Annotated in this window: 13 protein-coding genes and 2 pseudogenes; 7 read left to right on the plus strand and 8 right to left on the minus strand. The window is 61.5% G+C overall.

The features are described 5' to 3' along the window. Positions 1–2: 2 nt before the first annotated feature. The 5 genes from C8K66_RS19590 to C8K66_RS19610 form a co-directional block, all read right to left on the minus strand. Positions 3–782: an amino acid ABC transporter ATP-binding protein gene (locus C8K66_RS19590; protein WP_046384098.1), complete on the minus strand. Its 780-nt coding sequence runs from the start codon at positions 780–782 to the stop codon at positions 3–5. A 2-nt stretch (positions 783–784) separates the two neighbouring features. Then, the gene (locus C8K66_RS19595; protein ID WP_046384099.1) at positions 785–1,561 is read right to left on the minus strand and encodes an amino acid ABC transporter permease; all 777 of its coding nucleotides are present in this window, start codon (positions 1,559–1,561) and stop codon (positions 785–787) included. Positions 1,562–1,573: 12 nt separating this feature from the next. Continuing rightward, the gene (locus tag C8K66_RS19600) at positions 1,574–2,380 is read right to left on the minus strand and encodes an ABC transporter substrate-binding protein (RefSeq protein WP_108525707.1); all 807 of its coding nucleotides are present in this window, start codon (positions 2,378–2,380) and stop codon (positions 1,574–1,576) included. Positions 2,381–2,454: 74 nt separating this feature from the next. Next, entirely contained in the window at positions 2,455–3,123 is a 669-nt protein-coding gene (locus C8K66_RS19605) for a GntR family transcriptional regulator (RefSeq protein WP_046384101.1), read from the minus strand. A gap of 218 nt (positions 3,124–3,341) precedes the next feature. Then, complete coding sequence (locus tag C8K66_RS19610; protein ID WP_046384102.1) at positions 3,342–4,316, minus strand: helix-turn-helix domain-containing protein; 975 nt, start codon at positions 4,314–4,316, stop codon at positions 3,342–3,344. Positions 4,317–4,599: 283 nt separating this feature from the next. Here C8K66_RS19610 and C8K66_RS19615 point away from each other — a divergent pair, with 283 nt between their 5' ends. From C8K66_RS19615 to C8K66_RS19640, 6 genes are all read left to right on the plus strand, one after another. After that, positions 4,600–6,054 carry an aldehyde dehydrogenase gene (locus tag C8K66_RS19615; RefSeq protein ID WP_108525709.1) on the plus strand — a complete coding sequence of 485 codons (1,455 nt, stop codon included), beginning with the start codon at positions 4,600–4,602 and terminating at the stop codon, positions 6,052–6,054. A 62-nt stretch (positions 6,055–6,116) separates the two neighbouring features. Then, entirely contained in the window at positions 6,117–6,680 is a 564-nt protein-coding gene (locus C8K66_RS19620) for a cytochrome b (RefSeq protein ID WP_046384104.1), read from the plus strand. A 175-nt stretch (positions 6,681–6,855) separates the two neighbouring features. After that, positions 6,856–7,791, plus strand: coding sequence for a LysR family transcriptional regulator (locus tag C8K66_RS19625; protein WP_017846943.1), 936 nt, complete (start codon positions 6,856–6,858; stop codon positions 7,789–7,791). 171 nt (positions 7,792–7,962) lie between these two features. Continuing rightward, positions 7,963–9,414, plus strand: a complete 1,452-nt coding sequence (gene tcuA, locus C8K66_RS19630) for an FAD-dependent tricarballylate dehydrogenase TcuA (protein WP_017846942.1) — start codon at positions 7,963–7,965, stop codon at positions 9,412–9,414. Next, positions 9,401–10,558, plus strand: coding sequence for a tricarballylate utilization 4Fe-4S protein TcuB (gene tcuB / locus C8K66_RS19635; protein WP_017846941.1), 1,158 nt, complete (start codon positions 9,401–9,403; stop codon positions 10,556–10,558). The genes tcuA and tcuB overlap by 14 nt, the downstream gene beginning before the upstream one ends. 50 nt (positions 10,559–10,608) lie before the next feature. Next, positions 10,609–11,904 (plus strand): MFS transporter, encoded by a 1,296-nt coding sequence (locus tag C8K66_RS19640; RefSeq protein WP_108525711.1) that lies wholly within the window; start codon positions 10,609–10,611, stop codon positions 11,902–11,904. Positions 11,905–11,931: 27 nt separating this feature from the next. Here the strand turns inward: C8K66_RS19640 and C8K66_RS19645 are convergent. Next, a pseudogene (locus C8K66_RS19645) lies at positions 11,932–12,132 on the minus strand (chemotaxis protein); the annotation flags it as partial. A 48-nt stretch (positions 12,133–12,180) separates the two neighbouring features. Continuing rightward, positions 12,181–12,782: pseudogene (locus C8K66_RS19650) on the minus strand (transposase); the annotation flags it as partial. Positions 12,783–12,845: 63 nt separating this feature from the next. On the opposite strand from C8K66_RS19650, the gene C8K66_RS19655 reads away from it, so the two are divergent. Beyond that, on the plus strand, positions 12,846–13,244 hold the full coding sequence (locus C8K66_RS19655; RefSeq protein WP_046384107.1) for a helix-turn-helix domain-containing protein: 399 nt from the start codon (positions 12,846–12,848) through the stop codon (positions 13,242–13,244). 56 nt (positions 13,245–13,300) lie between these two features. On the opposite strand, the gene C8K66_RS19660 is transcribed toward C8K66_RS19655, so the two are convergent. Continuing rightward, positions 13,301–13,552, minus strand: coding sequence for a hypothetical protein (locus C8K66_RS19660; RefSeq protein ID WP_096480655.1), 252 nt, complete (start codon positions 13,550–13,552; stop codon positions 13,301–13,303). Positions 13,553–13,756 lie beyond the last annotated feature (204 nt).

Below are 13,756 nucleotides of genomic sequence, written 5' to 3' on the forward strand. Positions count from 1 at the left end.
AGTCATAACACGCGGCTGAGAAAGGCTCGGGTACGCGGATGGCTGGGGTGGCTGAAGATCTGTTCCGGCGGGCCCTGCTCGATCAGTTCGCCCTGGTCGAGCACCACCACGCGGTCGGCCACTTCACGGGCGAAGCCCATCTCATGGGTGACCACCACCATGGTCATGCCCTCCTCGGCCAGTTCCTTCATCACCTGCAGCACTTCGCCGACGGTTTCCGGGTCGAGGGCGCTGGTGGGTTCGTCGAACAGCATCGCCTGGGGCTTCATCGCCAGCGCGCGGGCGATCGCCACCCGTTGCTGCTGGCCGCCGGAGAGCATCGACGGGTAATGGCTGGCCTTGTCCGCCAGGCCGACCCGCGCCAGCAGGCCACGGGCCTGTTCCAGCGCTTGCGCACGCGGCGTGCCGAGCACCTGGATCGGCGCTTCGATGATGTTTTCCAGCGCGGTCATGTGCGGGAACAGGTTGAAACGCTGGAACACCATGCCGATGTCGCGGCGCTGACGGGCGATGTTGCGCTCTGAATCGCGCACCAGGCTGCCGTCGCTGCGCTCGCGATAACCCATGGCGCGACCGTTGACGCGGATGCGTCCGCCCTGGATGTCTTCCAGCAGGTTGATGCAGCGGATAAAGGTGGTCTTGCCGGAGCCGGAGGCGCCGATCAGCACCACTACCTCACCACGGCGTACTTGCAGCGAGATGCCCTTGAGAATCGGCAATGTACCGAACGACTTGTGGATATCCAGCGCTTCGATGATCAGTTCTTCACTTTGGTGCGCCATGGTTAACGTCCCCTCAGCAGTTTCAGGGTGCTGCGCCCGAACAGGCGGCTGGACGCCGTCGGCGGCGCGGTGGGCCGGTCGGACTGGCTGAAGCGCGTCTCCAGCCAGCGTTGGAAAAAGCCCCACAGTGTCGTCAGCGTCAAGAAGTAGAGGGCGACCACCAGGTACAGCTCAAATACGCGGAAGGTCGCCGAGGTGATCATCTGCGTACTGAGCAGCAGCTCCTGCACACCGATCACGCTGACCAGGGTGGTGTTCTTGAGCATCACGTTGAACTCGTTGCCCAGCGGCGGCACGATCACCCGGAAGGCCTGGGGCAGCACGATGCGCCGCATCAGCTTGGCGAAGCCCATGCCCAGGGAACGCCCGGCTTCGTATTGGCCCTTGTCCACCGCGCCGATACCGGCACGGATGATCTCGGCCATATACGCGCCTTCGTTGAGGCCCAGGGCGATGATGGCCGCCTGGATATTGCCGGGCACGATCAGGCCGAACAGCTCGATGTCCTCGAAGCGGAAAATCCCGCCCGCCGCCAATGCGGTGTACAGAAACACGATCTGCACCAGCAACGGCGTACCGCGCATCAACCACACATAAAAGCGTACCGGCAGGTGCAACAGCGGGTTCTTCGACAAGCGCAGCAGCGCCGCCGCCAGCCCCAACACGCAGCCGAGCAGCATCGCCAGCACGCTGATCAGGCAGGTCAACCAGAGCCCGGTGAGGTACACCCCGCTGGGCTGTAGCAGGTACTGCCAGAACACATCCCAATTGAAATTCATCGCAGGTTTGCCTCAGTCGAGTGTGTCGCTGCTGACATGCCATTTGTCCAGCAACCGCACGTAGCTGCCATCGCTGCGCATGTCGCTGATGATCTGCTGCACGGCGGCGGTCAGTTGCGGGTCGTCCTTGCGCATGCCCAGGCCGGTGAGGATGCGACTGAACGCCGGCACGCCTTCCTGGAACAGGTCCGGGGCCATGGCCGCGTAGTAACCGGCGGTTTCCACGGTGGTGCCGTAGGCGTCGACCTGGCTGATGCGCAGGGCCTGGAACGCGTCGGTGTCGGTGTTGTAGACCACCAGCTTCATCGGTGGCTTGCCGGCCTTGGTCAGGCTGTCGTTCTGGGTGTCCAACAGGGTCTTGATGGTGGAACCGTTGAGCACTGCCACTTTGTGCGCGGACAGGTCATCCAGGGTCTTGATGCCCTTGGGGTTGCCCTTGGGCACCACCACCGACTGGCTGGAATACATGTAGTTGACGATGTCGATCACCTGTCGCCGTTCGGGCTTGTCGAACAGTTGATCGACAATCATGTCGCACTGCTGGGCGAGCAACGCCGGCACCAGCCCGGAGAACGGAATCACCCGCCATTGCACCTGTTTGTCGCCCAGGCGCTTGGCGATTTCCACGCCGAGGTCGACGGTGAGCCCGCGCGGTTTCTGGATTTCGTCGAAGGACACCAGGGGCGGTGAATCCATCCCCGAGCAGTAGATGAGCTTATCGACTTTCTGCAGACGCTCCGGCACCTGGGGCGCAGCGAAGGCCCATGGGGTACAGAGGCCGAGAGAGAGAGCCACCAGCAAGGCGCGGCGTTTATGCATGACCAGACACTCCAGTTCGTTGAATAACGGGGGCAGGACTCAACGTCAACACACAGGCGGGCTTGGGCCCGCTTCTATTGTTCCGATTGCAGGAATTGAATCAGCGCCGGCACGGTGCCTTCGATGTGCTCGCGCACCACGGCTTCGGCGCGCGCCGCGTCACCGGCACGGATGGCGTCGAGGATCACCGCGTGTTCCTGGCGCGCGCTGAGGGGTTTCTCACCGTGTTGCAACCACAAGCGCATGGGCGCCTCGACCAGTGAGTACAACGCCGAAATCTGCTTCATCAGCCGCGGCCGGCCGCTGAGGCTGCACAGGTATTCATGGAACGCGCGGTGCCGGCTGACCCACACGGCGCTTTCGTCGCGGTAGTCGTCCATTTCGTCCAGCAAGCGCTCCAGGGCCGCCAGTTGGCGCTCGCCGATACGACCGACCGCAACACGCACCGCCAGGCCTTCGAGGGCGCTGCGCATCTCGAAGACTTCGTGCAGCTCATCGATATCCAGGCCGCCGACGATGGCGCCGCGGTTGGGGCGCAAGGTCACCAGGCCCTGGGCATCCAGGCGGCGGAACGCTTCGCGCACCGGCATGCGGCTCATACCGATTTCACTGGCGATGTCTTCGGCAATCAGGCGGTCGCCCTTGCGGTAGCGGCCGCCGCAAATGGCATTGAGCAGGAAGTTGTAGGCCTCTTCCTCGGCAGTCAGGGGCTGACGGTCAACGTAAGCGGGGGCAAATTGCATTCGGCGGTACCTTTGCATTTTTGTATCCAATTATCCATAAATTCAAAAATGCACGAGGCGTGCCAGGTTCTGGCCTGTCGACTTAAGTGATTGATTTAGATGTAGTCGTCGGATACTTCGCAGTCGCCCATCCGATTCTGTCCAGACGATGTGCTACTAAAGAGGACAGTCCATGCACTATCCGTGAGCAGATCGGCAGCACCGTAACAACTGGATCGTCAGGCCCGCGCGCAGACGGCGATGGCGGCACGTGCGGTGTGCGACGGTAACTCGGCGAACAGCGCGTGGTACTCCGCGGCGAAATGGCTGAGGTGATAGAAGCCCCATTGGGCAGCGATATCGCCGATCGAGAGCTCCGACGCGCGGGTGGACATCAAGGTCCGGCGCACACCGTTGAGCCTCACGGAGCGCAGGTAGTTCAGGGGCGTGGTCTCGGCGACCGCGCGAAAGCTGTTCTGCACGGTGCGCCGACTGACTTGCAGGCGCTGGCACAAGTCGTTCACGCTGGGCACGCTGTTCAACTGCGCCGTCGCCAGACGGTGGCATTTCTCGACGATGAAACTGCCCGTGGAACTTGGGCTGCGTTGCTGCTTGTCACAGGCCGGGTCGGTCAAGAGTTGCAGCAGCTCGCCAAGCATGGCCTGTTCCAACGCCTGCTCCCGCTCGCGGTCTCGCGTGCTGTCGAGCGCTTCGTGCATCAGGGCCTGGGAGAACATCGCCAGCAAGCGCCGACGAGCGCCGGCAACGCGCTGCGTGGACACCCTGATCACCGGCTGACGCAGCAACTGGCCGACCTCCTTCGCCGACGCCGTTTGCGCCAGTGCCTGCTCGAACAATTCACGCTCGAACGTGATGGACAACAACTCCATGCCCATCGGCATATGGAACATGAACTCCTCGCCACCGTGAAGGAAGAACAGGCTGCTGTCGTCCACCTCCCGCCCCTGCATCCGAACCGAACCCGGCACGGTGATCGGCACCGCAAAACACATCTTGCCTCGCGGCGCCGCGCCGTGTTGCACGACGCGCTGGTTGATCTGCTCGCGAAACACATGGCAACCGGCAGTCGACAGTTGCATGAGCGAACTCTCAGCCGAACCCGCGGTTAATTGACTGTAGTCCTGGCTCCATTCCTCGATGGTGGCCGCATGCACATGGATATCTTGAAAGTGGCTGATGAGCGGGTTTTTCATGGTGCCGAAAGCCTCTGCCAATATTCTTTTTTTTTGAGCATTCTTCCCGGCGATATTCGCACATAGCGCAAAACCTGCACATTCCTTTGTGCACGCCTCAATTCGCGGGGCGGCGCGCTCACGGCAGCCGTCTCAAGTGCCAATTCGGGCTAACGGCAAGCGGCGCGCCATAGGGATGATCGGCATACCTGAATCCTTGCACTGCGCGGATGCCCCGCGAGGCACTGGCCTCCTTCAAGGCTTGAGCGGTTCACACCGGTCCTCCATCACTTAGGCCTCAAACATGACTGAACATTTGAATCACTTCATCGCCGGCACTGGCGTCGAAGCCTCCGACGGCCGGCGCATTGCCCTGGTCAACCCCGTGACAGAACAGGTGTACGGCAGTTGCGCACGCGGCACGGCCGAAGACGTGGATCGCGCCGTAGCCGCCGCGCAGCGCCAACTCGAACATGGCGCCTGGCGCCAGCTCGATGGCGCCCAGCGTGGGCGGCTGCTGGTGAAACTGGCAGACCTGGTAGAGCGCGACACCGACGTGCTGGCCGACCTGGACGCCGACGCCATCGGCCGTTCGCCGCTCGAACCGCGCCGGCTGGACGTCCCCAACGCGGTCGCCAACCTGCGTGCCGCCGCCGGCTGGGCCAACCAGTTGGAGGGGCGCACCATTCCCACTGGCGGCTACTTCGGCACCAAGACGCTCTCGTACACAGTCCGCGAGCCGGTGGGCGTAGTCGGTGCGATCGTGCCCTGGAACTCGCCGCTGATGATCACCGTCTGGAAACTCGCGGCGTTGCTCGCCGCCGGCTGCACCGTGGTCATCAAGCCTTCGGAAGAAACGCCGCAGTCCGCCCTGCACCTGGCCGCGCTGGCTCAGGAAGCGGGTTTCCCCGATGGCGTGATCAACGTGGTCACCGGCTACGGCGCCGAGGTGGGCCGTGCGCTGTGCGAACACCCGCACGTCGCCAAGATCAGTTTCACCGGCAGCCCCGAGGCGGGACGCGAGATCCAGCGTACCGCGGGCGTGTTGTTCAAGCACGTGGCATTGGAGCTGGGCGGCAAGAGCCCGCAGATCGTCTTCGACGACGCACCCTTTGACGACGCGCTGCGCGGTTGTGCCCTCGGGTTGTTCGCCAACCAGGGCCAGGTCTGTGCCGCCGGCTCGCGCATTTTGGTGCAGCGCGGCATTGCCGAGCGTTTCGCCGCAGCGCTGGCCGAGGCGGCGCGAGCGGTCAAGGTCGGCGATCCGCGCGAACCCGGCATACAGATGGGCCCGGTGGCCAAGAAAGCGCAATTCGATCGCGTTAACCGTTACATCCAACTGGGCATCGACCAAGGCGCTACTCTGCTCGCCGGCGGTGTATCGACGCCTGAGCGCGGCTGGTTTGTGCGGCCGACGATCTTCGCCAACGCCAACAACGAGATGGCGATCGCCCGCGACGAAATCTTCGGCCCCGTCGGCACCGTGATCACGTTCGACAGCGAAGAAGAGGCTGTCGCACTGGCCAACGATTCCACCTACGGCCTGGCGGCCACGGTGTGGACCACCGACCTGGCGCGCGCGCATCGCGTGGCCGCGGCGGTGAAGGTCGGCGCCGTGGGTGTCAACTGCTGGAGCCCGCTGGATGCCAACCTGCCCTGGGGCGGTGTCAAGACCAGTGGCATCGGACGCGAGGGCGGTTTCGGCGGCGCGATGGCCTACACCGAGGAGAAGGTCATCACCGTGCTGCTGCCCACCTGAAAAAAACCGGGCCTGACCGCCCCGCCGCCGTTGAGGCCTTTGATACCCATGGAGAGACCACGATGAACCCGACTGACGAACAGAGCACCGATCGGTATCCGACGTCCCTGCGCATGTTGCATTGGCTGCGCGCCGCACTCGTCGCCGGCCTGCTCTGGGCCGGCTGGCATATGACCGGCATGCCTGACGAAGTGGCAAGCAAGTTCGAGCTCTATTACCCCTGGCACAAGTCCTTCGGGGTGCTGACGTTCCTGGTGGTGCTGGTTCAGATCGCCCTGCGGTTGCACAGCCCCAGGCTGCCACAGCCGCCGGGAACGCTGGCGAAGCATGAGCGGTTTGTGTCGAGACTGGCGCAACGCGTGATGTATGCGCTGCTCGTGATCGTGCCGCTGATGGGTTACTCGATGTCGAGCACCTACACGATGAGCGACGGGGTGTTCTTTTTCGGGATCAACCTGCCGGAGCTGCTGGCGAAAAATGACGACTGGTTCGTCGTCTTCCAGTGGCTGCACAAGGTACTTGCGTATACCTTGCTCGGGCTGATCCTGTTGCACATCGCCGGTGCGCTCAAGCACCGCTTCTACGACAAAGACCCTCGTAGCGACGTGCTGCGCCGCATGTTATGAATTGGCGCACGCCAACAACGCCGGCCAGCAGCGAACCCAACGCTGGAAGTTGACGGCCGACGCGTTACCTCTCAGGCTGACCACGCGCCGCCTCGCCCGCTCGGTGCGTGGTGGCTGACGTTCCCCGACCCACCGTTACACAGGCAGGTACTCATTTGAAGTGGAGCAGTAACGCTTGGAATTAAGACAACTGCGCTATTTCGTCAACATTGTCGAACACGGCAGCCTGGGCCGCGCAGCCCTTGAGCTGGACGTGGGCGTGTCGGCGCTGAGCCAGCAGATCGCCAAACTCGAAAGCGAACTCTCGACCCGCCTGCTGAACCGCACGACCACCGGCGTCACACCGACCCCGGCCGGCATGGCGTTCCTGCACCATGCGCAGTTGTGCTTGAGGCAAGCCGAGAATGCGATCCTGGCGGCACACCGTGGGCGGATGAGCGGGTATGTCACCGTGGGCTTGCCGCCCACCACGGCCACGGTGCTTGCCCTGCCCTTGATCAATGCGATGCGCGCGCGGTATCCGGATATTCAGTTGCACCTGATCGAGATGCTGTCCGGGCATCTGGCCACGCAACTCAATGCCCGCCAGATCGATCTGGCCATTTTGTTTCAACTTGAAGGGGGCAAGCGCTGGAGCGTGACGCCGCTGCTTGACGAGAAACTGTTTGTCATCTGCTCGCCGCACTTGCCGGATGCCCCGCAAGGAAGCTCTGTGCAAATGGCGGACCTGGGGCAACTGCCGCTGGTGATGCCGAGTGCGCAACACGGTTTGCGCTCAACGCTGATGGCGGCGTTCGAGCGGTCGGGGTTGACGCCCAACATCATCATGGAGGTGGATGGCCTGGCCGTGTTGATGAACGCTGTACGCGCCGGCCACGCGGCCACCATCCAGCCCGGCGCGGCGGTGGCGCTTAAAGGCGAGTCGGGGCTTTCGGTGGTGGAAATCGCCGATGCTCATGTCGGCCGGCGAAACCTGTTGGCGACACTGCCGGATGATGAGCTGGCGCCCGCGGCACTCGCGGCGCGGCTGGTCATCACCGATGTGGCGCGGCAGCTGGTGATCGATCATCAATGGCCGGGCGCCTCGTGGATCGAAGACATCACGCCCTGATCTCCAGCCGCCCTCGCCCGCGCTTCAGGGCCAGCGGCAACCCGCAAAGCCTTTACGAAAACTAAACACCCCAACCACTAACGCGCCTTTCGACCCAACGCTCGCTGCCCTAAGGTCTCGCCACTCGCGAGGAGCCCTTCGTTCACGCCTCCTCGCGATCGAGGAGTGATGATGATCGACGTATTAGTCATTGGCGGCGGCAATGCCGCCTTGTGCGCGGCGTTAATGGCCCGAGAGGCCGGCGCCAGCGTGATGTTGCTTGAAGGCGCGCCCAAAGCCTGGCGCGGCGGCAACTCGCAACACACCCGCAACCTGCGCTGCATGCACGACGCGCCCCAGGATGTATTGGTCGAGGCCTACCCCGAAGAGGAGTATTGGCAGGATCTGCTGAAAGTCACCGGCGGGATGACCAACGAGAAGCTCGCTCGTCTGGTCATCCGCGCCTCATCGAACTGCCGTGACTGGATGCGCGCCCATGGCGTGCATTTTCAGCCGTCGTTATCCGGCGCGCTGCATGTCGCGCGCACCAACGCGTTTTTCATGGGCGGCGGCAAGGCGTTGGTGAATGCGTATTACCGCAGCGCCGAGCGGTTGGGCGTGAACATCCGCTACAACGCGCAAGTGACCGACATCGAATTGAACGGGGGAACATTTGTCGCGGCCCACCTGAGCGCGCGCGATGCCGAAGGGCAACGTCTGCCCGCCGAACGTATCCAGGCCAGGACGTGCGTGCTGGCGGCGGGCGGGTTCGAATCCAACCGCGAATGGCTGCGTGAAGCGTGGGGGCAAAACGAGCGCGGCGAGTGGCCTTCGGACAACTTTCTGATTCGCGGCACGCGCTTCAATACCGGCGTACTGCTGCGGCGCATGCAGCAACTGGGCGCCGATTTTATCGGCGACCCGACCCAGGCGCACATGGTGGCCATCGACGCCCGCGCACCGTTGTATGACGGCGGCATCTGCACGCGTATCGATTGTGTATCGCTGGGCGTGGTGGTCAATCGCGACGGCGAGCGCTTCTATGACGAGGGCGAGGATTTCTGGCCCAAGCGCTATGCGATCTGGGGGCGCCTGGTCGCGGGGCAGCCCGGTCAACAGGCTTATTCGATCATCGACCAACAAGCCATCGGTCGGTTCATGCCGCCGGTGTTTCCGGGCACCAAAGCCAACTCGCTGGAAGACCTGGCGCGCCAGCTGAAGCTCCCGGTGGCGCCATTTGTCAGCACCATCCAGGCCTACAACGCGGCCTGCCGCGTCGGTACGTTCGACCACACCGCCCTGGACGATTGCCGCACCGAAGGTTTGACGCCCGCCAAAACCCATTGGGCCCGCCCATTGGTCAAGCCCCCCTTCTGCGCCTACCCGCTCAAGCCGGGCGTGACCTTCACCTATTTAGGCCTCGCCACCGACGCTACCGCCGCCGTTCGCTTCAATGGCCAGGCGAGCCCGAACCTGTTCGTCGCCGGAGAAATGATGGCTGGCAACGTATTGGGCAAGGGCTACACCGCCGGCATCGGCATGGCCATCGGCACCGCATTCGGTCGCATTGCCGGCGTGCAAGCCGCCGCCGCGGCCGGCTTCATCACCCGTTCATCCCAGGAACCGCAACATGCAGCTGTTTGATCCCAAGGCGCCGGGCACGCTGATTCCCGTCCTCAACCTTGATGAAAGCGAAGTCCAGCGACAAATGACGGTCTGCAATGCCTGCCGTTATTGCGAGGGCTTCTGCGCGGTATTCCCGGCCATGACCCGACGCCTGGAATTTTCTCAGGCGGACATCCATTACCTGGCGAACCTTTGCCATAACTGCGGTGCGTGCCTGCACGCCTGCCAGTACGCCGCACCGCATGAATTTGCGATCAATGTGCCCAAGGCCATGGCCAAAGTCCGCCTCGACACATATGCCGAGTACGCCTGGCCGCAGGCGATGGGCACGTTATACCGGCGCAACGGGCTGACCCTGGCGCTGGCATCCGGCGCGGGGCTGGCGCTGTTCCTCTGCCTGACGTTGATGATGATGGGCAATCTGTTCACGGCAATGCCCGGGGGGAATTTCTACGGGATCTTCCCGCATAACACCCTGGCGCTGATGTTCGGCGCAGTGTTTGGTTTCGCGGTGCTTGCATTGGCGATCGGCGTGCGGCGCTTTTGGCGCAATGTCTCGCCGGTCGAGGCCTCCCGCGAGCAAACAACATCGGCGGCCCTGGAAGCGAGCGCCAATGTGGCCACGCTCAAGTACCTGGATGGTGGCCACGGCGAGGGCTGCAATAACGCCGATGATCGATTCACCTTGTGGCGGCGGCGCTTCCATCACTTCACCTTCTACGGCTTCATGCTGTGCTTCGCCGCCACCGGCGTGGCCACGCTCTACCATTTCCTGCTGGGCTGGTCGGCGCCCTACCCCGTCTTGAGCGTGCCGGTGATGCTCGGCATCGTCGGCGGGTTCGGGTTGCTGGTCGGCCCGGCGGGGCTCTTGTGGTTGAACCTGCGGCGCAACGCCGAACACGGCGATGAACAGCAGAAACCCATGGATCGCGGCTTCATCGCGCTGCTGTTTCTCGTCAGCGCCAGCGGCCTGGCACTCCTGGCGTTTCGCGAAAGCATGGCCCTGGGCCTGTTGCTGGCGATCCATCTCGGCCTGGTCATGGCTTTTTTCCTGACCATGCCCTACAGCAAATTCGCCCACGGCATCTTCCGCAGCGCCGCGCTGCTCAAATACTCCATCGAAAAACGTCAACCCAACCCCATCAACGCCGCAAGCGACTGATCGTCAAGACCGTCATTCCAAAAACAAGATTGATCACCACGGTAGCCATAATGAAAACAACAACACAAAACACCCCGTCCAAGGGTTCAAAACTGGGCGCCATCCTGCGGGTCACCAGCGGCAACTTTCTCGAACAGTTCGACTTCTTTCTGTTCGGGTTCTACGCGACCTACATCTCCCAGACGTTCTTTCCTGCCACCAGCGACTTCGCTTCGCTGATGATGACCTTCGCCGTATTCGGCTCCGGGTTCCTGATGCGTCCGCTGGGCGCTATCGTGCTGGGGGCGTACATCGACAAGGTGGGACGGCGCAAGGGCCTGATCGTAACGCTGTCGATCATGGCGGCCGGGACGGTATTGATTGCACTCGTGCCCGGCTACGCCAGCATCGGGGTGGCAGCACCGGTATTGGTGTTGATGGGACGACTGTTGCAGGGCTTCTCCGCCGGGGCGGAGATGGGGGGCGTTTCGGTGTACCTGGCTGAAATCGCCACGCCGGGCCGCTGCGGGTTCTACACCAGTTGGCAATCGGCCAGCCAACAAGTGGCGATCATTCTTGCGGCAGCGCTGGGTTACACGATCAACGCGTCCATGGCAGCCGCCGAGGTAGCCGCCTGGGGCTGGCGCATCCCGTTCTTTATCGGCTGCGTGATCATCCCGTTCATCTTCATCATTCGCCGTTCGTTGCAGGAAACCGAGGCGTTCAAAGCACGCAAGCATCACCCAACGGCCAATGAAGTGTTCCGCTCAATGCGCGACAACTGGCGCACGGTACTGGCTGGCGGTCTGTTGGCGTCGATGACCACCACCACGTTCTACCTGATCACCGTCTACACCCCGACTTTCGGCCGTTCGGTACTGAACCTGAGCACCACCGACAGCCTGGTGGTCACGCTCTTCGTCGGCCTGAGCAACTTCATTTGGTTGCCCATCGGCGGCACACTCTCCGACCGTATCGGCCGGCGCCCGTTATTGCTGGCGATCTCTTTGTTGTGCCTATGCACCGCTTACCCCGCCATGCATTGGCTGGCCGCCGCGGCCAGCTTCGAACGACTCCTCAGCGTGCTGCTGTACTTCTCGTTCTTCTTTGGCATTTACAACGGCGCAATGGTTGCCGCGCTGACTGAGGTGATGCCACAGAACGTCAGGGTCGTCGGGTTCTCCCTGGCGTTCAGCTTGGCGACTGCAGTGTTTGGCGGCTTTACACCCGCCGTATCCACCCTTTTGGTGCAAGTAACCGGCGATAAGGCATCACCGGCCTACTGGCTGATGTTTGCGGCGTTGTGCGGGTTCACGGCGACGACGATCTTGTATCGCAAGCAAAACGCGGTGACGGTCAACGCCTGATAAGCGCGGTATCCCTGCAGGGCAGCCTCAGATTTTGAATTGCCCCAGCAAGCCTTGCGGGCGACTGCCGATCGCATACAACTCGTCGACGGTCTGGACGCCCTGCTGCGTCTGGTTGGTAACCGCGTCGATGGCGCGTGCGATCTGATGCACTCCGCGGTTGATCTCTTCAGCCACCGCGGTTTGCTCCTCCGCGGCACTTGCGATTTGCGCGTTCATTGCATTGATCGTGGCGGTCAGTTCGACCGTAAAATAGGGCTCAGCTTCGAATGGCACTTACTTAACCGTCTTCGGGTGCCCATTTCTCCGCACCTCAGCCCTTGCCGATCGACGTGCTTGCATCAGCATGGGGTAAGGCTTGGATCTTCGTTTTAAAGCACGAGGCTCCATCCTGCCAGGCCGGTTTCCAACACGTTTGCAAGCAATCAACTCGAGCAGACTCAACAACTCATCGCCGTATTCGCCAGCCCCATACCGCCTCAACGCAAGGCACAGCTGAAGACATGCTTGAAGCTCAGTTCTCGCGGTAAACAATCCGCTAACAGAGCGGATTGGGCCATGATCATCCGAATCAGATTGTGCGCCAGCAGATAAATCCATAGCTCTTTGACGGCCATGCCAGGTGTCTTGCAGCTCAGCATTTCAAGTCTCAACGTTGTCTTGAGATTGCGTAGATCCAGCTCAACATGCCATCGGCCCTTATACAGCGATTCGAGAGCTGCTTTCGGTACTTGCTGCGGACAGCTCAAGGGCGTCACCAGGTTTTTTCCGCCGGTTTTCAGTTCAGGTACTGTCAGTGTCTCTGGCGCATCGTCGTAACAGCGCTGACTCATCCAGGAAGGCCGCTGCTTGGACTTTTTCAATTCTATAAATAAATCTGTCCCCTTTTCCACGGGAGTACCTTAATAGCTGTCCTATTACAGATCTCGTCGACGACAGCTATGAGCATCACCAGCGAAGAACGTGATTTTTTCATTACCCTGGGCGAACGCATTGCCCGCCTGCGCAAAGAACACGGCATCACCCAAACCCAACTGGCTGAACGGCTGGGCGTGTCTCCGCAGACTATCCAAGCCTATGAGTCCGGCAAGCGGCGTATCCAGGTAGCGGCGTTGCCAGAGCTGGCCCGGCTGCTTTCGACCACACTCGAAGAACTGTTTGGTCAGCAGCAGGAAACCACTGTGCGTAAGCGTGGCCCTGCTCCGAAATGGCAACAGCAACTGGAAGCCATCGACCAGCTACCTAAGAGCCAGCAGAAATTTGTGGCGCAGATGCTCGATGCCCTGATCGCTCAGGCCACGACTAAAGCGAGCAGCGAAGGAAGGGAGGTTTTGCAGTAAGCAGATAAAACAACACCGGCACGAGGCCGGTGTTGAGTGAAGTCTATGCAGAACAACTATTCATAAACTTTCGATGCACACAATATCTTTGCAAAAGTACTCCAGCTAGGACTAGTAACATCACTATCGCCAGAGTTTTTTGCATACATATCTATTGACCTAATCCAGGCTTCCATTGCAGCTAAAAACCTCTCTAAGTCCGGGTTTTCCCAGTCATCGGGATTAAGCACCAATCCCTCTCTGAACTCTCCAACAAAATCCGCAAGATCTTCTTTTGTCTGTATATCTCTAACTCGTTCAAAACTCATACGGCCCTCACTTACAAACGCCTCGAACACAGATAATCGAACCATTATTGGGCGTAGTCATTTTCTATCCTTCCTTGGCAACCTCTGCTGGCGTAGCCGGAACAACTTTGATTGGAATGCCCGCCTCAGACGCAGCAAGCAATCGTCTATTATCCGAGCTGTAAACCGCTCCATCCTTCTCAAATACCCGGATAGGAGGCAGGT

It is taken from the genome of Pseudomonas sp. GV105 (genome assembly GCF_003058185.1).
Classification (GTDB): Bacteria; Pseudomonadota; Gammaproteobacteria; order Pseudomonadales; family Pseudomonadaceae; genus Aquipseudomonas; species Aquipseudomonas veronii.